Here is an 18,531-nt window from a genome sequence, read left to right on the forward strand (position 1 = left end):
CCGGGAGTGCGGGGCCTTTTCGGCGTGCGGGCCCTCTGAAGGCTGGGGACAGTCCTTGGCGGGCCGGGGGGGGTCAGCCCTGCCAGCTGTGGGGGGCCCGGAAGCCGGGGGTGCGCTCCAGGCGGCGCCAGCCGGCGGTGTTACGGCCTCGGTGGGTAGGGGCGGCTGCGGGCTGGGCGGCGGCGCGGGCGAGCAGGACCGCGGTTATGGCGGCCAGCTCCTCGGGGTCGGCAAGACCCTTCTCGACGCGCAGCACGGACTCGGCGGCAGTGCTCATGAATGTCTCTCCGTCTTCTCGGCAGGCCTTCGCGGGGCCTGGCGGGGTTGCTGCGGGGCCGCTGACTACTGCGGCGGGTTGCCGTGCTTGCGGGACGGCAGGTCGGCGTGCTTGGACCGGAGCATGGCGAGCGAGGCGATCAGCACCTCGCGGGTCTCGGCGGGGTCGATGACGTCGTCGACCAGGCCGCGCTCGGCGGCGTAGTACGGATGCATCAGTTCGGCCTTGTACTCCTTGACCATGCGGGTCCGCATGGCCTCCGGGTCCTCGGCGTCGGCGATCTGGCGGCGGAAGATGACGTTGGCGGCGCCCTCGGCGCCCATCACCGCGATCTCGTTGGTGGGCCAGGCGTAGGTGAGGTCGGCGCCGATGGACTGGCTGTCCATGACGATGTACGCACCGCCGTAGGCCTTGCGCAGGATCAGCGAGATCCTCGGCACCGTGGCGTTGCAGTAGGCGTAGAGCAGCTTCGCCCCGTGCCGGATGATTCCACCGTGCTCCTGATCCACACCGGGCAGGAAGCCGGGTACGTCCAAAAGAGTGACGATGGGAATGTTGAACGCGTCACACATCTGGACGAACCTGGCGGCCTTCTCGCTCGCCTCGATGTCCAGGACACCGGCCAGGGCCTGCGGCTGGTTGGCGACGATGCCGACGACCTGACCGTCCAAGCGGGCCAGGGCGCAGATGATGTTGCGGGCCCAGCGCTCGTGGATCTCCAGATAGTCGCCGTCGTCGACGAGCTCCTCGATGACCTTGTGCATGTCGTACGGGCGGTTGCCGTCGGCGGGCACCAGGTCCAGCAGAACGTCGCCGCGCCGGTCGGCCGGGTCGTCGCTCGCGACCGTGGGCGGGTTCTCACGGTTGTTCGAGGGCAGCATCCCGATCAGGTAGCGGACCTCGGCGATGCAGGTCTCCTCGTCGTCGTACGCGAAGTGCGCGACGCCCGAGGTCTCGGCGTGCACATCGGCGCCGCCGAGGCCGTTCTGGGTGATCTCCTCGCCGGTGACCGCCTTCACGACGTCCGGTCCGGTGATGAACATCTGCGAGGTCTCGCGGACCATGAAGACGAAGTCGGTGAGGGCCGGGCTGTAGGCCGCGCCGCCCGCGCACGGGCCCAGCATCACGCTGATCTGCGGGATGACACCGGAGGCCCGGGTGTTGCGCTGGAAGATGCCGCCGTACCCGGCGAGCGCCGAGACGCCCTCCTGGATACGGGCGCCGGCGCCGTCGTTCAGCGAGACCAGCGGGGCACCGGCCGAGATGGCCATGTCCATGATCTTGTGGATCTTGGTGGCGTGGGCCTCGCCCAGCGCGCCGCCGAAGATCCGGAAGTCGTGCGCGTAGACGAAGACGGTCCGGCCCTCGACCGTGCCCCAGCCGGTGATGACACCGTCGGTGTACGGCTTCTTGGCCTCCAGGCCGAAGCCGGTCGCCCGGTGCCGGCGCAGCTGTTCGACCTCCCTGAACGAGTCCGGGTCCACGAGCAGCTCGATGCGCTCACGCGCCGTCAGCTTGCCCTTGGCGTGCTGCGCCTCGGTCGCCCGGTCACTCGGTCCGCGCCGGGCCTGCTCGCGCAGTGCCAGGAGTTCGGCCACCCGGCCGCGGGTGTCGCTCTGCTCGCCCGGGGTTTCGTCCACAACGGTCATGTACCGACCCTACGAAGCCCGACAAGAAAATCCTGCCGTCGACTCCGTACAGTCTCCCGCCCGGTTTCCTGGTGGAGCCTGACAGAAGGCTTGCGCCATGCAGGCGAAGTGCCAGCCCGCACCCCTCGCCGCTTGTGGGAATCCCACAGGGGATCACTGTGGCCTGCCGCACACCCCGGTCAGCCGGGGGATGTCGGACGACTGGGCGTCCTGGACCTTCTGGATGCCCTTCAGCAGCTCCCGTACCGGTTTCTCCGGATGCGCGACGGTCAGCAGCACCGCCTCGTAGAAGGCGTCCCGCACGGCGGCGGGCATGACGTCGGAGGCGTCCAGGCAGAGCGGCAGCCGATCGGTGAAGCGGCTGCTGATCTCCTTCTCGACCGCGCCCTCCTTGGCCGGGACCGCCGCGTTCGGTGAGAACACCCCGCCCCTGCGCCCCCAGTCCTCCTGCCCGTCCCGGGAGGCGAGCCGCCTGATCATGTCACGGGCCGGGCCGCTCCGGCCGAACAGCGCGGCGAAGTCGGCCGACACCTCGTGGGCCTGCACCTTGTACGGGCCGCCGGGCAGCAGGGACGCCGAGTCCATGAATTCGGCCCGCTCCTTCCGGTCCCCGTAGAAGGCGCGGGCGAAGGAGCCCTGGTGCTCCAGGGCGCAGCCACCGCCGAAGAGCAGGCCGTGGCCCCCGACCGGACCGCGGTGGTCGTTCATCAGCGCTGTGCGGGCCGCCTTCCGGTCCTCGGCCAGCAGTCCGGCCCAGGCGGTCCAGGCCCTGACCACGGGTCCTTCGGTCCAATTCAGTTCGCCGGTCGCCCACTGCTCGTAGACCGCCGAGCCCTCACGCTGGAGGATGAGGTCCTCGATCCAGTCGCTGCCGGGCCAGCCGGAGGAGCCGTCGTCGCCCATGCCGATGCACCAGGCGTCCAGCGGTGCGGGACTCCGGTCCGGGGCGGCTCCGCGGTACCAGACGATCGACTTGAGATCGGCCTTGAGCGGTACCCACAGCTTGTCGGGGATGTCCTCCGCCCTGGGCTGCCAGGGGCTCCCGTACTCCTTGGCCTCGTACAGCCCACTCAGCGACCGCAGCTGGCCGGCGTACTCGACGAGCTCGCCGACGCCCGGCAGGATCGCGATGTCGGGCGGGTTGCCGGCCTGCACCTCGGCGAGCAGCACCTCGCGGGTGGCGGCGGTCCCCTGGTAGGTGTACGGGATGCCGAAGCCGTCCAGCACCTCCTTGAAGTGCCGCTCCTGGTCGTCGGTCCACGGGCCGAGGATCGTCACCTTCGGCTCCTCGTCGCTGCCGCCGGGCGCCGAGAGCCCGCAGCCCGCGGCGGTCAGGAGCAGGGCGAGGACGAGCAGCAGGGCACGGGTGCGCCGGGTCATCCGGCCCTCCAGTAGTCGGCGTTGAGCCGGCGGCAGATGCCGACGGCCGGCAGCAGGACGATCAGCGCGCCGCCACCCAATGCCCCGTAGTACGTCCAGCTCTGCCAGCGCTGGGCGGCCAGCCCGCCGCGCACGGTGGTGGAGTTGTCGGTGACGAACTGCTGGGAGCCGGCCAGCTCCCTGCGGTCGTCGTGGTGGGCGCGCTGCTCGATCGCGACCAGTCGGCCGCGGGCGGTGTCCAGCCGTTCCTGGGTGACGGTGGTCGCCCAGAGCGGGACGACGGCCAGGGCGACGGCTGCCAGCAGCGACAGCAGCAGCCAGGGGTCGTGGCTGCGCCCGCAGCGGCGGCGCAGCACCCACAGCGCGGAGAGCGCGGTCAGGGCCAGGACGAGCAGGCCCAGTTCGGCGACGGCCCAGCCGGTCTGCTGGAGCGCGCCCATGGAGCTGATCCTGTCGACCCGTTGCATCTGGTGCTTCTGCAGGACGTCCAGGCGCGGCACCACTCCGGTGCCCTCCCGCCGGAGGATGCGTTCGGCCTCTTCGAACTTCTCCCGCTGCATCAAGTCGTCGTCCACGTATTTGACCGTGCCGGGCGTCATGGAGCTGCTGTACGAGGTCAGCAGGCCGTTGACCGTTCTGAGCACGCCCCGGCCGCGTTCACCGTCGATCTGTACGTCGGAGAGCCGGGACAGGCCCTGCTCGGCGGCGGACAGCTGGTTCTCGTACCGCGCCCCGGCACCGATCACCCCGTCGATCTCGTTGGCGACGGAGTCCTGTGCCTCCTGGTGGGCGCGGAGCAGTGCGAGCTGGGTGGCGGAGACTCCCTGGACAGCCGGCGCGCCGTGGGTGCGCATCTCGCCCGCGGCGTTCTGCACCTCGCGGTAGGAGACGAGCAGGACGGTCATCGAGGCGAGTGCGGTCACCACCAGTAGGGCCAGGTGCAGTTCGAGCAGCCGCCTGGTGCGGGAGCCACCCCCGCGGGTCCGCGAGGCGCGTGTCCACCGGGCCGGCCAGGGCATCACAGCCGCCTTCCGCAGGAGATGCAGTAGGTGGCGCGCGGCCCGGCGAGGTGACCGCAGTCCGGGCAGTTCGCCGGCTTCCCGGTGGAGTGTCCGGGCAGCTCCAGCAGGTGGCCGGAGGCGATGTGCAGCCGGCCCCGGCGCACGGTGCCCCGGTCCACGGCGGGGCCGACCCGGACCACGCCCCGGGTGCGGTCCACGATCTCGACCACCTCGCCGGCCTGGTCCAGGACCCAGTCGGTGCTGAACTTGTGGGCCAGCCTGACCGCGAGGCCGAACTGCCGCTCGGCCTCGCCCCGGTTCAGCGGGTCCAGGGCGAGGTATCCGCGGTCGAGGGCGATCCGCATCTGGGTGTCGACGTTCATCGCCTGGAGGGAGGCGCCCCCGCCGCCGGTCGCCCCCGCTCCCACCGCGACTCCGGGCGGCAGCCAGTGGACCAGGAGGGACGCGGTGGAGTCGCCGATGGAGACGGTGGCCAGTTGCAGCAGCACGCCCAGCGGGTCGGTGCTCGCGTCGGCGCGCAGGGTGAGGAGGTAGTCGCGGGTGCCCGGCTCCCACTGGTGGGTGGGGAAGTCGAACCGGCGCGGCTCGTCCGCCCGGTGCACCGCTTCGAGCGCCTGCCGGCGGGGTGCGGTCTGGGTCAGTGTCACCTCGCGCACCGCCGGGCGCACGTTCACCGAGACGGGCAGTTCGGGGCTGCGGACCCGGCGGAGCCGCTGTACGGCCTCGGTGACCGCGGGGCCGAACCGGCGCGGCGCGACGACGGGTCTGCCGTGCAGCCGGTCGGTGACGGCGAGCAGCGGCGCGGGGTCCCAGTCGCTGCCGACCGCCAGCACGTCCGCGGTGAACCTTCCGGCGCAGCGGCCCAGTTCGCTGCGCAGCGCGCTGTCGGCCAGGTCGGTGTCGTCCGTACCGTCGTGGCTGCTGCCGTCGGTGATCAGGAGCAGGTGCCGCACCGGCAGCGGGCGCTCGTCGAACAGCTCGCGGGCGGCGGCGAGCCACACCGGGTATCCGGTGGGCGGCCGGCCGGCGGCGGCCGGGGCGATCCGGCCCGTGCTGAACGCGGCCCGGCGCTTCTCCGCCGTCCCGGCCAGCGCCCACCCGCCGCGCAGCGGATAGCAGCCGGTCGGCGCCCCGCTCGCGTCGGCGCCGCCCAGGACGGTGAAGGAGAGGCCGTCGGGCAGGGCGCGCAGGGCGGCGGCCAGCGCGGCGACCGCTGCCTCCCGGCGCTCCGCGGCGACGTCCAGCGCGAGGACGACGGCGAGTTCCACGGCGGGCACCTCGTCGCTCGGCCCCACCGCGACCGCCTTGATCCGCACATGGGCGTCGATCCGTGCGTCGTGGTGCGGCTGCTGATCGCGCCGGACGTCCACGGACACCTTCAGGCCGACGGGCAGCCGGCGGGCGGGCGACGGTTCGGTGGCTCCCAAGGGGCTGCCTCCAGTGGAGGTCGTTGCGGGCCGGACAGGTCTCAGAACCAGGTCTGCGGGCGGACGGCGTGCGAGAGGTCGATCAGCCGCTCGTACTCGGCCGGCGCCTGTCGTTGCCGGGCCAGCCAGCGGTAGCACTGCTCCAGCTCCAGCCGGACGGCCCGCTCCCCGGTTCCAGCAGCGGGAGTTCGAGGAGTCCGGCGGGGCCGTGCTCCTCGGGGGTGCCGGGCAGCGACGGCAGTCCGGGGTCCGCCTCGTCACGGCCGCAGGTGTCGCAGTAGCCGGTGGGCTGGACGGCCCCGTCGCAGGGGGCTCCGGTGAACCGGCGGTGCGGGCACGGAATCCTCATGGGCGTCCTGCCGGACCCGGGCCGGTGGGCGGCCCCGGCAGATCCTGACGCCCCGGCCGGGGCGGCTCTTCGACGTCGCCGCGTAACTCACGTAACAGCAGTTTCCGGGCACGGGTCACCACCCTGTCCCGTGTGAGCAGCACCCCGGCTCCGCGCACCGGGCCGTCCGCACCGCCGCGGCGCGGGCGGAGCCGCCAGTGCGCTGTCGACTCCCCCAACTCCCCCATGACGTACGAGAGTACGCGTGTAACGGCCATCCGTCCCGGACTCCCGCGGACTCCACCCTCCGGGCCGCCCCGGGGAGCTACCGGAGGCTGGATCTCAGCGCGGCCCCCGCAGTCCCGGGGGCCGGGCGGTGGCGGGCGTCGGTCCTGCGCGCGGCCGGGAGCGCAAGAAGGGGGCGGGACCGCCGACGGCCCCGCCCCCTTCAGTCGTGCCGCCGATCAGGCGCCGCAGTGGAAGCGGGCGTTCCCCCAGTCGGCGTGGTCGTTGCCGTTGCCGTCGCCGCCGTCGCCGACGACCAGCTCGACGTACTTGGCGCGGGTGATGTCCGCCGTCAGCGACCAGGCGGTGTCGGCGGCCTTGAGGACCGGCGACTTCACCTTCTCCGTGCCGTCCGCCGTCACGGAGAACTGCACGCTGCCGGCGCTCTTCTGCACGTCGTCCACGCCCACCTCGGCGGTGAACGAGGTGCACTTCCCGCCCAGGTAGTAGCGGACCTTCGCGGGTGCGTGGCTGCCGAGGCCCTTGGGGTAGACCGTGCCGCCGATGGTCAGCGGGGTGCCGTCGCCGGTTGCGGTCTCACCGTTGGAGAGGTCGCGCTCGACCGGTCCCCAGCCGTTCTCGGCGGCCGTCCAGTCCAGGTCGCTGGCCCAGCTGTCCGTGGTGGGCGGCGCCGGCAGGGTCCGCACCGAGGTCTGCGCGCCGAGCGTGCGCCGGGCACCGCCCACGGTGTAGGCGGCCTCGGAACTCAGCTGGTACGTCTGGTACTCGGCGTCCACCGGCGGGGTGACCTGCCAGCTTCCGGTGACCTTCGCGCCGGCCGCGACCGAGTCGAAGGTGACGGCGCCCGCGGGCTCGGCCTTCCAGCCCTCGGGGACGGCCAGGCCCACCGAGACCCCGGTGACCTCGGTGGCCTCGTAGTTGGTGAAGCTCGCCCGCACGGTGTTGGCGGTGCCCGGCTCCAGGGTCTGCGCGGCCGGCTGGACGGTGAGGGTGCCGCAGGCGGCCTGCTCCGAGGCGGGGGCCTTGCCGAGGTCGGTCACGGTGAAGCCGTCGAGGACGAAGTCGGCGCCCTCGGGTGCGTCGTCCCGCTTGCGCAGCCCGGTCCAGGTGTCGCCGCAGCCCGCCGTGACGGTCTCGGTGAAGTGGCCGGTGGTGTGCTGGGCGCCGATCGCGGTGGCCCGGGTGGTCACCGAGCCGGGCTCGCCGTCCGCGGTGATCCGGTCGTAGCCGTCGACCCACTCGTAGGCACCGGCGTGGCTGGACTGGTAGTCGTACTCGACCTCGTAGCGGTGGCCGTCGGCCATCGGCACGGTCCAGGGGGCGGTCCGGTAGACGATTCCGGCGTTCTCCTCGTGGGCCTTGAGGGACTCCTTGCCGCCGAGCACGTCATCGACGAGCTTGCCGTTCCAGCCGGCCTGGGTGTACGGGGCGTGCAGCTGGGAGATGCTGGTGCGGGGGTCGGTGGAGCCGCCCGCGTCGCCCTTGAGGAAGGGGCCCCAGCCCTGGTCGACGTCCTCGAAGTCCTCGTACACGACGGTGTTCTTCCTGGTCGCCGGGGCGTTGGCGACGACGCGTACGTCATCGGCGCGGACGGTCGCCGCACTGCCCTCGGCGGCTTCGATGCGGAGCGTGGTGCGCCCGTTCGCGGGAGCGGTGAAGTTCACCTTGGCCCGCTGGAAGTACGTACCGTGCCAGTCCGACGCGGCGATCTGGTCCTTGGCTGTGGAGCGGTCCACGCTCACGGACTTCCCGCCGGCCGACAGGGTGGTGCGGCGGGTCCTGCCGGGCTGGACCTCGATGAGGGCGGAGGCGGTGTAGCGCTTGCCGGGCTTCAGCCCGTCGATGCGCTGGGAGAGCGCGGCCGCGGCGGTGCCGGACAGCTCGGCGCTGTTGCGGCCCTGGTCGTCGGTGTCGCGGACGACGGTGCCGGTCTTCGACCAGGCGGTCAGCCCGTCGTCGTTGAAGCCGGGGTCGTCGACCGGGCTGCCCTGGCCCCACTTGGCGTCGGCGGCCTTCGGCGCCTTGTCCGGGTAGAGCACGTACGGCTGCCCGGCCTCGGCCTTCAGCGTGATCTTCCCGTCCACGGGCCGGACCGTGCCGGTCTTGACCCGGCCGTTGTCGGTGAGCCCGTAGACGGTGTACGTGCCCCTGGAGGGCACCGCCCAGCTGCTCGTACCACCGGACTCGCTGTAGTGGTACAGCTTCTTGCCGCCGTCCCACGGGAGCAGGTAGTCGGTGCCGCTGAGCACCTTGCGGCCGTGGTCGTAGAAGGTCCGCCTGCCGTCCTCGACCGTGCCGCTGACCCCGCCGGTGAAGGTGATGTCGTTGCCGTCCCAGCGGGTGATCTTCTGCTGCTGGAGGTATTTGGCGGGCAGGTCGCGCTGCCAGATGTTGTCGTAGAAGGCGTTCCAGTCGGTCTCGCCGGTCCAGCCCTCGAACTCGTCGATGGCGCTCTGGCCGAGGACCGGGTCGTTGTTCCAGACGTCCTTCTCGTCATTGCGGATGAACCGGATGATCTGCGAGTTGAGGCCCTTGTTGGTGGCGCCGCCGTAGTCGAGGTCATTGGCCCAGTGCGACCAGAGCGAGCCGCGCTCGAATTTGTCGGCCCATTCGCTGGAGACGTTCCAGCCCTGCTTCTGGATGGACTGGAGGGTCTTGTCGGCGATCCAGCCGTGCGTGTAATAGACGTCGATGTACAGCATGCTGAGGTTGCTGTCGGTCTCGTCGCGCAGCTGCTGGAAGCGCTTGGCCAGGTCACCGCTGTTGATGTCGCGGCGCTGGTCGATGTAGTAGCTCTGGTTCAGCCAGTTCCAGCCGGGGCTGGACTTGTCGACGAGCTTCTCGTCGAAGGCCTTCGCCTCCGGGTAGGCCTCGGTGGCGTTGACGTGGACGCCGAACGTGGCGCCCCACTTCTTGCCGTCCTTCAGCAGCTCGTTGAGGTCCTTCAGGCCGCCGGCGCGCTTGTTGTAGTTGCCGCCGTAGTCGGGGTGGGCGGAGTCGTGGCCCTCGGAGGCGTACCCCTTGAGCAGCGCGAGCTGCCCGAGGCCGTCGGTGGCCAGCGAGATCCGCTTGACGTCGTCGAGGGTGCGCAGGAAGGGGTGGGTGGCCTGGCCGGCGAAGTTGAACGGGATGTGGGTGACGACCCGGTCCGCGGTGTCCTCGCTGCCCGGCGCGACCACACCGATGGAGCGGAAGGCGACCGCGCCGTCCTGCCAGTCGACGGTCTTGTCGCCGTTGGCGTCGGGCGTGACGACGACCTTCGCCCAGGGCAGGTTGTCGCCGCTCTCGGGCTTGGGGGCGCCGTCGCCGCGGTAGGTCCACTGGCCGGACCAGACGCCGACCCGGGTGGAGCCGTCGTCGGTCCTGCGGGCCTGGTGCCAGAAGCGGGCGTCGTCGCCGCCGGTGGCGCCGGCGGGCTTGTCGTACGAGGAGTTGGACTCGACGGCTGCGGCCAGCGATCCGGTGTTGACGATCGCGTAGGTGGCGCCGACCGGAGCGGCGTCGGCCTCGGTGGAGTCGGTGACCTTCGCGAAGACGTCCGCGGTCTTCGTCGAGTCGGGGTCCAGCCGGGTGAAGGCGGTCGCGGCACCGGTGTCCGTGCCGGCGACGGAGACCAGGTCGTGGCCGGGGATGTCGATCGTGCCGACCCGGAACGCCGCGGTGTCGCGGACGGCGGTCACCTTGAAGGTGGTGGCGCGTCCGGAGACCGAGAGCGAGGCGTCGATCTCGACGCCGGGCAGATCGGCGAAGGCCAGCGTGTAGTGGGCGGCCGACTTGGTGACCTTGGGGGCGCCCTTGAGCTTCACGTCGTGCGCGGCGCCGTTGAGGGTGACGGCGGTGACCGGCCGGGTACTGCCGGACAGCTGGTTCCCGGAGGCCCGGTCGGTGTACGTCAGGACGCGCGGGAAGTCGTCCGCGACGGCGACGGCGAGCTGCGCGGATCCGATGACGGCGCCTGCCGGGACGGCCGATTCGGCCGCGGCGGGCGCGGGGGCGGCGGCTGAGGCAGGGAGAGCGGTCCCCACCAGAGCCAGGACGGCGGCTGAGGCGGCGGCAGCAGCGCCCGCCGTAGTGAATCTTGGCGACATGTGCTCTGCGTAGTCGCCATGTCCGGACACCGTCAACGACGTACGGCTCCGATGGCCTCTCCAGTCCAACAACCGCTCTGCGTAAGTCCAAGTAAGCCCGTGTGGGGAGCGCGGGAAGCGGAACCGAATGCGTGTTCAGATGTTGATCACGGTGGCCGGATGCGAGGTGGATGGATACGCCAAGTAGCGACTCAGGGCGTCGAGTTGTGAAGACCTTCGGTTTTTGAGAGCGCTCTCAGTCACAAGTCTTGACGGTCGGCGCAGCCCTCGCGAGAGTGGTGCGCACCGCGGACGCGCTCGTTCCACCTCCCTGCACTTCCGGTACCGTCCCGCCGTCCGCGCCCCTCCTGTCCCCCACCGTTCCCCACCCCCACATCCCCACCCCCACGCCTCAGGAGTCCCCTCGTGATTTCGCGCAGACTGTTCCTGACGGGCGGCGTCGCCGCCTCCGCGACCGCACTCACCTACCCCGTCTGGGGAAGCGCCCTGAGCCCCCGCGCGTCGGCGGCCGCGGCGACCTGCGAACTGGCCCTGGAGAACAAGTCCCTGCCCGGCCGGGTCAACGCGTACGTCACCGGCCATGAGCAGGGCACCGACCGCTGGGTGCTGCTGCGGGCCGACGGCAGCGTCTACCACCCCGACTCCCCCGCGGCCCCGCAGACCCCGCTGCCGGTCGACTGCGCCATCCCGCTGAACGCGGCGGGCGGCGCGCCGGTCGTGGTGACCCTTCCCCAGATGTACGGGGCCCGGGTCTACTTCGTGCGCGACGACACCCTGGACTTCTACCTCAACCCGGGTCCCGCCCTGGTCGAGCCGGCCTTCGCCACGTCCACGGACTCGAACTACGGGCGCACCTGGTCGTTCTGCGAGTTCACCTTCAATCCGCAGCAGCTGTACGCGAACATCAGCTACGTCGACCTGGTGACCGCCCTGCCGATCGGTCTGACCCTGGAGGGCGACACCAACCACACGGTGGCTCCGCTCCCGGACGGCGCCGTCCAGAAGATCGCCGACGGCCTCACCGCCCAGGCCGCCGCCGACGGGCAGCCCTGGGACCAGCTGGTGACGCGCGGCTCGGACGGCGGTGTGCTGCGGGTCATCTCGCCGCAGAACCTGATGGCACCGTTCTTCGACCGTCCGGACGAGATGCCGTTCCGGGACCTGTTCACCGCGCAGATCGACGAGGTCTGGGAGAAGTACCGCTCGACCGACCTGCGGATCGACCTCCAGGGCGGGCGCGGCGTCTTCACCGGGCGGGTCAGCGGCGACACCCTGACCTTCAACGGCGGGCACACCTTCACCAAGCCCGTCTCCAAGGACATCTTCACCTGCAACCACGGGCCGTTCACCAACAACCCGGCGGACTCCGACGACAAGAAGGGCCTGCTGGCCCGGCTGGCGGCCGGCTTCAACCGCTCGATCATGCTCAGCCACCCCGACCAGCCGAACGGCACCTCGGTGGCGGACTACTACCAGGGCGCGGTGACCAATCACTGGTCGCGGATCGTCCACGCCAACAGCCCGATCGGCTACGCCTTCCCGTACGACGACGTACGCCCCGACGGTGAGCCGGACGTCTCGGGCGCCGCGAACGACGGCAACCCGCGGCGCTTCACCGTGAGCGTCGGTTCCTGATCTCCCCCACGGAGACCGGCAGTGCCCCCGTCCGGGCGGGACGGGGGCCCTGCCATGTGCGGGGCAGTACGGGCAGAGGCCGGCCGGCGGGTGAGGGGATTCATCGCGCCATTCCACCGGCTCGCGAATGGCCGCCCCGCCAGCAGACGTTCACATCAAGCACTTACGACAACGGGCAACAAATGGGAATTGCTCCATTGGTCGAACCGGTGACGGCACGCACTCACCGGCTTCGGATTCCACTCCACTCCCCTTCGCCGCCGACCTCCTTGCCCGGAACGACAGCAAATGCACAGCAGGCCGTCAACTCCCGTGTCAAGCAGGGCCCTTGACGCCATATTCCGGTCCGCGACACCGTGCCTGTCATGCGACAGAAGAGAATGGTTCAGCTCATAGCCGCCGTCGCGGCCACCGCCGGGATACTCCTTTCCGTTCCGGCGGCCGCCCAGGCGGCACCCACCCCCCACGGTCTGCGTTCCTTCCAGGCAGCACACGGCCTCCGGCCCACCGGCTCGGTCGACGCGGCGACCGCCAGGTCACTGCAGGCGGCCCCGGACAGCGAACTGCGGACGGTCTTCACGGTCGCCGCCGACCTCGGCCCGGCCGAGCTCGCCAACGCCCGGACCGTCATCGGCGTCGGCAAGGGCGCGCAGATCCCCGACCAGGGGCAGGTCATCGCCCTGATGACGGCCATGCAGGAATCCAAGTTCGTCAACTACCTGACCCCGGTCGACCACGACTCGCTCGGCATCTTCCAGCAGCGGCCGAGCACCGGCTGGGGCACCCCGGAACAGATCACGGACGTCCCCACGTCGTCCAAGTCCTTCTACGGGGTGGCCCCGTTCGGCAGCAACCCCGGCCTGATCCAGATCGCCGACTGGCAGAACAGGCCGCCGGGCGAGGTGTGCCAGGCGGTGCAGGTGTCGGCCTTCCCCGACGCCTACGCGCAGTGGGAGCAGTTCGCCCGCGACCTGCTGGCCCAGGAGGGCCCCACCGTCGACCCGATCTACTGAGACAGCCGTCACCCGCAGTCGCTACCCCCACACACAGGCGCCCCCGCCTTACGGACGGGGGCGCCGTCGTGCCCGGGGCCGGGGTGTCAGCAGCCGCCGCAGTTGTAGTAGGTCACGTCCCAGTGGTTGCCCTCGTCCGCGTAGACGTTGCCGGAGCCGGACTGGTACTGGGGTGCGCCGTCACCGCGCAGACCGATGTAGCTGAACACGCCGTGGATGTAGTTGGTGAGACAGGTGGTCTTGCCGAAGTCGAGCTTGTAGCCGTTCCAGTGCGAGTACGTGCCACTGGCGTGCCCGGTCTCGGTGCCGCCGGTGATGTTGAGCGCGCAGCCCGTGGCGCTCTTGAGGGTCTGGGCACCCTGGGCGGTCGTCAGGTTGAGCTGGTCGAAGGAGGTGCAGGTGGCGACGTTGCGGTTGGAGCAGCCGCCGGAGGACGACCAGGTGACGCCGGACGAACTGAATCTGGCGGTCGCCTGGCTGTGGGTGAGCTTGCTGACGGCGAAGGCGTCCGTCGCACCGGAGACGACACCGATTCCGGGGGCGAAGAGGACTCCGAGGACGAGGGCGAGAGCGGTCAGGACGGGGCGCAGCGTCATACGGGACACCATGGGAACTCCTCCTGTGCATGACAATGTGGGGCCAGGGAGATAGTGCCCGAGTTCTACGCGCGTCCGCCAGAGGGCATGGAGTGACGGTCGCGTGAATGCATGGCGCCGTGGGTAACAGTCCGGAGCTTGATGTTGAACTTTGAATTAGATGGGTCTACAGTGAATCTCGTTGAAGGTTAAACAACTACTTCGAGCCCCGCTCGATCACGTCACCGAGGAGGAGCCATGGCTCTGTTCAACCGCAAGAACAACGACACCCAGACCGCCGCCACCACCGCCACCGTCGACCCCGCCCTGGCCGCCCTCACCGGCGACTACACGATCGACCCGTCCCACAGCAGCATCGGCTTCACCGTGCGCCACGCGATGGTCACCAACGTGCGCGGCTCCTTCGGCGAGCACGAGGGCAGCCTGAAGCTGGACGGCAGCAACCCGGCCGGCTCCGCCGTGTCGATCGACGTCAAGATCGCCAGCGTGGACACCGGTATCGCGGACCGCGACGGCCACCTGGTCAGCGGCGACTTCTTCGACGCCGAGAAGTTCCCCCTCATGACGTTCCGCTCGACCTCCGCCGAGCAGCTCGGCGGCGACAAGTACCGCGTCACCGGCGACCTCACCATCAAGGACGTCACCCGCCCGCTCGCCATCGACCTGGAGTTCAACGGCTCCGCGACCGACGTGTACGGCAACGAGCGCGTCGGTTTCGAGGGCGGCACTGACATCCTGCGCTCCGACTGGGGCCTGACCTGGAACGCGGCACTGGAGACCGGCGGCGTGATGGTCAGCGACAAGGTGAAGCTGAACTTCGACATCTCCGCGATCAAGGCCGCCGCACCGCAGGCCTGACGCCGAGGGAACACTCGGCCCGAGCGCGCCCGCCTTCCACCCCTCCACGGGGAGGACGGCGGGCGCCCGGCGTCGCGGGGCCCGCCGGTCCCACCGCTCCGACCGACTCACCCTGTTGCGCACCTGCCCCTGAATGTAGTACTTCTTATACATGAGCGAGCAGGTTCACAACAGGTTGGCGATGGTGCGCGCGGAACGCAAGGTGTCGCGGCAGGCGCTGGCCGAAGCGGTCGGCGCCCACTACCAGACCATCGGATACATCGAGCGCGGGCAGTACAACCCGAGCCTCGATCTCGCGCTGCGCGTCGCCGAGTTCTTCGATCTGCCGGTGGAGGCCCTGTTCTCCCTCCGGCCGTTCCGCCCGCTCACGGACGAGGTCTACGGGAGGAAGCAATGACCACCACCGGCGCAACCCGGCACACCCGCTACGACCGGCGCATGTTCGCCGTGATGAACAACCCCCGGGCGGGCGCGCTGCACGCGACGGCCGCACGCCGGCGCACGGCCGTCGGTGCCCATGCGGTGCTCACGGCGGCGGGCGTGGCCGCGGGCGTCGGCTCGTACGCGAGCGACCGGCCCTGGCTCGCCGTCGCCCTGCTCGTCCTGCTCCTCCCCTGGTGCCTGGCGACCGGCGTGCTCAACGGCGCCACCCGGGGGCTGCTCGAACTGCGCACGCGCGTCCTGGACGAACGCCAGCTCGCGGAGCGGGACAGGGTACGGGCGCGGGCGCACCGCGTGACCACGTTTCTGCTGGCGTGCGCGGTCCTCGGTGTCGCCGCGGCGGACTGGAGCGGTCAGGTACGGGCCGGGGCCCTGCTCGTCCCCGTCCTGGCCGCGGTCTTCGTCACGCACTGGCTGATGCCGCTGTGGGTGGCCGGCCTCACCGCCCGGGACGAGCCGGGGGAAGCGGAGCAAGGGCCCGGGTCCGGGATGTAGCGGACGGGCTCGGCGTTCGGCTGCTCGTGCGCTCCGGCCGCCCGGGGCGCATCCGCGGCCGGTGACCAGGACCCGGCGACGCACCGGGGTGTGAGCCCTGTCGGGTGACGTCGCCGGGTCCGGTGTCCGGGTCCTGCTACGGCCGGGGCCGCGGCTTCAGCACTCGCGAAGGCCGGGGGCCGGGTCCTGGCCGGTCTTCACGGAGACGGCGGGGACGTTGCCCCACTGGCCGTTGTCGAGCTGGGTCCAGTACCAGATGTCGTTCTGGCCCTCGTGGGGGTCGCCGTGGCCCCAGCAGGCGAACCAGTTGAACCCGGTGGTGAGGGTGCCGCGCGTCGCCGAACGGTAGGAACGGTCCGCGTACCCCTTCGCGCCGACGGCGTTGCCGCAGTACAGCCGGCCGTCGGAGCGGACACCGCACTCGGCGGCATGGGCGGTCGTGGCGGGCACGGAGAGTGCCAGCAGGGCGGTGGCGGCGAGGGTGCCCACCGCGGTGGTCAGGCGTCGAGTATTCATGGTCGACTCAACGGCTGAGCCGGAGCGGTGGTAACGGCCACCGCCCCGGTCCTCGGGCACAGGGGCGCGCGGACCACCCCTCCGGGTCAGCCCATGGTCTTGGCACCGTCCAGCGACTCGCGGATGATGTCGGCGTGCCCGGCGTGCTGAGCGGTCTCCGCGATGACGTGCATCAGCACCCGGCGGGCCGACCAGCGTGCGTCGGCCTCGTTCCAGGGAGCCTTCGGGAGCGCATGGGTGACACCCAGGTCGGGCAGGGTGGCGAGCAGTTCGTCGGTCCGGCGGGCCGCCTCGGCGTAGTCGGCCAGCACAGCCGCCAGCGTCTCTCCGGGCAGCAGCCGGAATCCGTCGGTCCGCCGGGCGAAGTCGGCCTCGGTCATGGCGGTGAAGTCCGGCATCGCCACGGGCCCGTGCACGATGAAGTCCGCCCAGCTCCGTTCGACCTCGGTGACGTGCTTGACGAGACCGCCCAGACACAGCTCGCTCGCGGTGGTCCGCAGCCCGGCCTGCTCGTCGGTGAGGTCACGGGTGGTGAAGCGCAGAAAGTGACGCTGCTTGGTCAGCGCCTCCAGCAGGTCGGCGCGCTCGCCGGTGAGGGCCGGGGCGGCGGCCGCCTCACGGGTGTCCGCGTTATTGACGTTCACGTTCATGATTTCTGCCTTCGGTCGTTCCTGTTCCGCCGGTCGAGAACCAGGCTAGAAGCCGTATAGGTCAGTCCTTGACCTCAATGGGCTCGAATGACGGTTGGATGTCGGCGTGCCGGCCGCAGTGACGGCCGGCACGCGCATCCTCGCCCGCGCCCGCGGACCGCCGTCAGCGGCGGCGGACCTTCAGCGCGTTGTCGGTACGGGTGGTGGGGTTCCCGTCCGGGTCGTTCTGCACGCGCTCGTGCTCCTCGCTGAGGAGCACGTCCCACTCCCCCGCCGGGAGTTCGAGGGAGGCGAGCACCTCGTCGGTGGTGGGGAGCTCCATGTCCGCGTGGTCGTGCTCCCACGCCGGGAAGCCCGCGTGCCCGACGATCAGGAGCACTCCGCCGGGCGCGACGGCCGAGGCGGCCCGCCGCAGGATCTCCTCGCGCGGCAGGTCGCCCATCGAGTGCAGGAACGAGGCGGAGACAAGGTCGTACTCCCCCTCGGGGAAGGAGACGCCGAGGTCGTGGAACTGCCAGTCGATCCGGTCGGCGACCCCTGCCTCGGCGGCGTGTTCGGCGGCCCGGCCGAGAGCGACGCGCGAGATGTCCGTGGCGATGACCTGCCAGCCCCACCGCGCGAGCCAGACCGCGTCCGCCCCCTCGCCGCACCCGAGGTCGAGGGCGCGCCCCGGTGTCAGACCCTCCACTTCACGGACGAGCGCGGTATTGGGGTTCCCGCTCCAGATCCGGGTGCTCTCGCGGTAGCGCTCGTCCCAGAGTGCCGCGTCGGACGGCGTGCTGTCGGGATTCATCGTGTCTCCTGCAGTCCGTGACGGCGGCTTCCGAGCGTCTGCTCGCAGACCTGGCGCTCGGCCTCCGCCGAGAAGGGTGCGCGGCGGGCCCCGACCGCGCGGCGGGTGTCTTCGCCCACCAGGTCGGCGTTGATGGCGGAGGCCGCCTTCATCCCCGCCCCGGCGGCGCCGATGACCTGCTCCATCAGGTTGGTGACGTTACCGGCGACCCAGACACCGGGCACCTCGGTCGCACCCGACGGATCGGACGCGATGTACGTACCGATGGTGTGGCCGCCCGCCTCCAGCGCGGTGGCGTGCAGTCCGAGACCGTCCAGGACCCCGGACCGCGCGGTGAACCGCGGCTGCACCACCACGGCCTCGCGCGGCACGACCCGTCCGCCGGCCAGCCGCACCCCGGTGAGCCGGTCCCCGCTCGCCTCGAGTCCGGTCACCTCCCCGTCCACCACGGCGATGCCGCGTGCGGCGAGCTGCTCGTACTCCTCGTCGCCCGGCTCGGGCGCGTTGTGCAGGAAGAGGGTGACGTCGTCGCTCCACTGCCGCCAGAGCAGCGCCTGGTGCACGGCCATCGGGCTCAGGGCGACGATGCCGACCGGCATGTCCCGCACCTCCCACCCGTGGCAGTACGGACAGTGCAGCACGTCCCGCCCCCACCGCTCGGCCAGGCCGGGGATCGGCGGCAGTTCGTCGACGAGCCCGGTGGTGACGAGGAGACGGCGCGCGGTGACGGCGGTCCCGTCCGCCCGTACGACCCGGAACCCGGCCCCGCCCGGCAGCCTCTCGGCGGCCACGGCCTCGCCCTCGACGATCTCCGCCCCGTACCCGGAGGCCTCTTCCCGGCCGATGGCCAGCAGCTCGGTGGGCGGGATGCCCTCGCGTCCCAGGTAGTTGTGCGCGTGGGACGCGGGTGCGTTGCGCGGGCTGCCCGCGTCGATCACCAGCACCGAACGCCGGGCCCTGGACAGCACCAGGGCCCCGCTCAGCCCGGCGGGCCCGCCACCGATCACCACTACGTCGTACGTCTGCGTCGTCATGTCGCTCATGCGAAACACCTCCATCTGCGGAGATGGTGCGCCTCGGTCCCGGATATCGGCAAACATCTTTGCGGGTTCGGCAA

At 71.2% G+C, this 18,531-nt stretch carries 16 protein-coding genes and 1 pseudogene; 5 read left to right on the forward strand and 12 right to left on the reverse strand.

Going from position 1 to position 18,531, the window contains the following annotated elements:
• Positions 1-73: 73 nt before the first annotated feature.
• The 7 genes and pseudogenes from AB0I52_RS09060 to AB0I52_RS09090 all read right to left on the reverse strand — a co-directional run bounded on the left by AB0I52_RS09060 (position 74) and on the right by AB0I52_RS09090 (position 10,417).
• Positions 74-277 carry an acyl-CoA carboxylase subunit epsilon gene (locus AB0I52_RS09060; RefSeq protein WP_362965348.1) on the reverse strand — a complete coding sequence of 68 codons (204 nt, stop codon included), beginning with the start codon at positions 275-277 and terminating at the stop codon, positions 74-76.
• Positions 278-342: 65 nt separating this feature from the next.
• The gene (locus AB0I52_RS09065; protein WP_363070389.1) at positions 343-1,926 is read right to left on the reverse strand and encodes an acyl-CoA carboxylase subunit beta; all 1,584 of its coding nucleotides are present in this window, start codon (positions 1,924-1,926) and stop codon (positions 343-345) included.
• Between the two features lie 153 nt (positions 1,927-2,079).
• On the reverse strand, positions 2,080-3,306 hold the full coding sequence (locus AB0I52_RS09070) for a carbohydrate ABC transporter substrate-binding protein (RefSeq protein WP_363070391.1): 1,227 nt from the start codon (positions 3,304-3,306) through the stop codon (positions 2,080-2,082).
• On the reverse strand, positions 3,303-4,325 hold the full coding sequence (locus AB0I52_RS09075; RefSeq protein ID WP_363070393.1) for a hypothetical protein: 1,023 nt from the start codon (positions 4,323-4,325) through the stop codon (positions 3,303-3,305). The genes AB0I52_RS09070 and AB0I52_RS09075 overlap by 4 nt, the downstream gene beginning before the upstream one ends.
• A complete protein-coding gene (locus AB0I52_RS09080; protein WP_363070395.1) occupies positions 4,325-5,755 on the reverse strand; it encodes a hypothetical protein in 1,431 nt (476 codons plus the stop codon). The genes AB0I52_RS09075 and AB0I52_RS09080 overlap by 1 nt, the downstream gene beginning before the upstream one ends.
• Positions 5,756-5,918: 163 nt before the next feature.
• Positions 5,919-6,104 (reverse strand): annotated as a pseudogene (locus tag AB0I52_RS09085) (hypothetical protein); the annotation flags it as partial.
• Positions 6,105-6,547: 443 nt separating this feature from the next.
• A complete protein-coding gene (locus AB0I52_RS09090) occupies positions 6,548-10,417 on the reverse strand; it encodes an endo-alpha-N-acetylgalactosaminidase family protein (RefSeq protein WP_363070397.1) in 3,870 nt (1,289 codons plus the stop codon).
• Between the two features lie 405 nt (positions 10,418-10,822).
• On the opposite strand from AB0I52_RS09090, the gene AB0I52_RS09095 reads away from it, so the two are divergent.
• Entirely contained in the window at positions 10,823-12,052 is a 1,230-nt protein-coding gene (locus tag AB0I52_RS09095) for a glycoside hydrolase family 64 protein (RefSeq protein ID WP_363070399.1), read from the forward strand.
• A gap of 365 nt (positions 12,053-12,417) precedes the next feature.
• On the forward strand, positions 12,418-13,065 hold the full coding sequence (locus AB0I52_RS09100) for a peptidoglycan-binding protein (RefSeq protein ID WP_363070401.1): 648 nt from the start codon (positions 12,418-12,420) through the stop codon (positions 13,063-13,065).
• 86 nt (positions 13,066-13,151) lie between these two features.
• Here the strand turns inward: AB0I52_RS09100 and AB0I52_RS09105 are convergent, their stop codons facing one another.
• Positions 13,152-13,673 (reverse strand): hypothetical protein, encoded by a 522-nt coding sequence (locus AB0I52_RS09105; protein WP_363070403.1) that lies wholly within the window; start codon positions 13,671-13,673, stop codon positions 13,152-13,154.
• 225 nt (positions 13,674-13,898) lie between these two features.
• Here AB0I52_RS09105 and AB0I52_RS09110 point away from each other — a divergent pair, with 225 nt between their 5' ends.
• From AB0I52_RS09110 to AB0I52_RS09120, 3 genes are all read left to right on the forward strand, one after another.
• The gene (locus AB0I52_RS09110) at positions 13,899-14,519 is read left to right on the forward strand and encodes a YceI family protein (RefSeq protein ID WP_363070405.1); all 621 of its coding nucleotides are present in this window, start codon (positions 13,899-13,901) and stop codon (positions 14,517-14,519) included.
• Positions 14,520-14,670: 151 nt separating this feature from the next.
• On the forward strand, positions 14,671-14,916 hold the full coding sequence (locus AB0I52_RS09115) for a helix-turn-helix transcriptional regulator (protein WP_250967425.1): 246 nt from the start codon (positions 14,671-14,673) through the stop codon (positions 14,914-14,916).
• Positions 14,913-15,455, forward strand: a complete 543-nt coding sequence (locus AB0I52_RS09120; RefSeq protein ID WP_363070407.1) for a hypothetical protein — start codon at positions 14,913-14,915, stop codon at positions 15,453-15,455. Before AB0I52_RS09115 ends, AB0I52_RS09120 begins: the two co-directional genes overlap by 4 nt.
• A 156-nt stretch (positions 15,456-15,611) precedes the next feature.
• Here the strand turns inward: AB0I52_RS09120 and AB0I52_RS09125 are convergent, their stop codons facing one another.
• The 4 genes from AB0I52_RS09125 to AB0I52_RS09140 form a co-directional block, all read right to left on the reverse strand.
• Positions 15,612-15,971, reverse strand: a complete 360-nt coding sequence (locus AB0I52_RS09125; RefSeq protein ID WP_362965374.1) for a hypothetical protein — start codon at positions 15,969-15,971, stop codon at positions 15,612-15,614.
• Between the two features lie 86 nt (positions 15,972-16,057).
• Positions 16,058-16,621 (reverse strand): DinB family protein, encoded by a 564-nt coding sequence (locus AB0I52_RS09130; RefSeq protein WP_363070409.1) that lies wholly within the window; start codon positions 16,619-16,621, stop codon positions 16,058-16,060.
• A gap of 163 nt (positions 16,622-16,784) precedes the next feature.
• Positions 16,785-17,414, reverse strand: coding sequence for a class I SAM-dependent methyltransferase (locus AB0I52_RS09135; RefSeq protein WP_363070411.1), 630 nt, complete (start codon positions 17,412-17,414; stop codon positions 16,785-16,787).
• Positions 17,411-18,457: an NAD(P)/FAD-dependent oxidoreductase gene (locus tag AB0I52_RS09140; protein WP_363070413.1), complete on the reverse strand. Its 1,047-nt coding sequence runs from the start codon at positions 18,455-18,457 to the stop codon at positions 17,411-17,413. Before AB0I52_RS09140 ends, AB0I52_RS09135 begins: the two co-directional genes overlap by 4 nt.
• Between the last annotated feature and the right edge of the window lie 74 nt (positions 18,458-18,531).

It is taken from the genome of Streptomyces sp. NPDC050423 (assembly GCF_040655445.1).
In the GTDB taxonomy this organism is placed as follows: domain Bacteria; phylum Actinomycetota; class Actinomycetes; order Streptomycetales; family Streptomycetaceae; genus Streptomyces.

Excerpts from the sequence above, each read along its gene's own strand:
- AB0I52_RS09090 (WP_363070397.1), bottom strand. The coding sequence starts at position 10,417 with ATGTCGCCAAGATTCACTACGGCGGGCGCTGCTGCCGCCGCCTCAGCC.
- AB0I52_RS09105 (WP_363070403.1), bottom strand. The coding sequence starts at position 13,673 with ATGGTGTCCCGTATGACGCTGCGCCCCGTCCTGACCGCTCTCGCCCTC.
- AB0I52_RS09135 (WP_363070411.1), bottom strand. The coding sequence starts at position 17,414 with ATGAATCCCGACAGCACGCCGTCCGACGCGGCACTCTGGGACGAGCGC.
- AB0I52_RS09065 (WP_363070389.1), bottom strand. The coding sequence starts at position 1,926 with ATGACCGTTGTGGACGAAACCCCGGGCGAGCAGAGCGACACCCGCGGC.
- AB0I52_RS09140 (WP_363070413.1), bottom strand. The coding sequence starts at position 18,457 with ATGAGCGACATGACGACGCAGACGTACGACGTAGTGGTGATCGGTGGC.
- AB0I52_RS09110 (WP_363070405.1), top strand. The coding sequence starts at position 13,899 with ATGGCTCTGTTCAACCGCAAGAACAACGACACCCAGACCGCCGCCACC.
- AB0I52_RS09075 (WP_363070393.1), bottom strand. The coding sequence starts at position 4,325 with ATGCCCTGGCCGGCCCGGTGGACACGCGCCTCGCGGACCCGCGGGGGT.
- AB0I52_RS09130 (WP_363070409.1), bottom strand. The coding sequence starts at position 16,621 with ATGAACGTGAACGTCAATAACGCGGACACCCGTGAGGCGGCCGCCGCC.
- AB0I52_RS09125 (WP_362965374.1), bottom strand. The coding sequence starts at position 15,971 with ATGAATACTCGACGCCTGACCACCGCGGTGGGCACCCTCGCCGCCACC.
- AB0I52_RS09115 (WP_250967425.1), top strand. The coding sequence starts at position 14,671 with ATGAGCGAGCAGGTTCACAACAGGTTGGCGATGGTGCGCGCGGAACGC.
- AB0I52_RS09120 (WP_363070407.1), top strand. The coding sequence starts at position 14,913 with ATGACCACCACCGGCGCAACCCGGCACACCCGCTACGACCGGCGCATG.
- AB0I52_RS09100 (WP_363070401.1), top strand. The coding sequence starts at position 12,418 with ATGCGACAGAAGAGAATGGTTCAGCTCATAGCCGCCGTCGCGGCCACC.
- AB0I52_RS09070 (WP_363070391.1), bottom strand. The coding sequence starts at position 3,306 with ATGACCCGGCGCACCCGTGCCCTGCTGCTCGTCCTCGCCCTGCTCCTG.
- AB0I52_RS09060 (WP_362965348.1), bottom strand. The coding sequence starts at position 277 with ATGAGCACTGCCGCCGAGTCCGTGCTGCGCGTCGAGAAGGGTCTTGCC.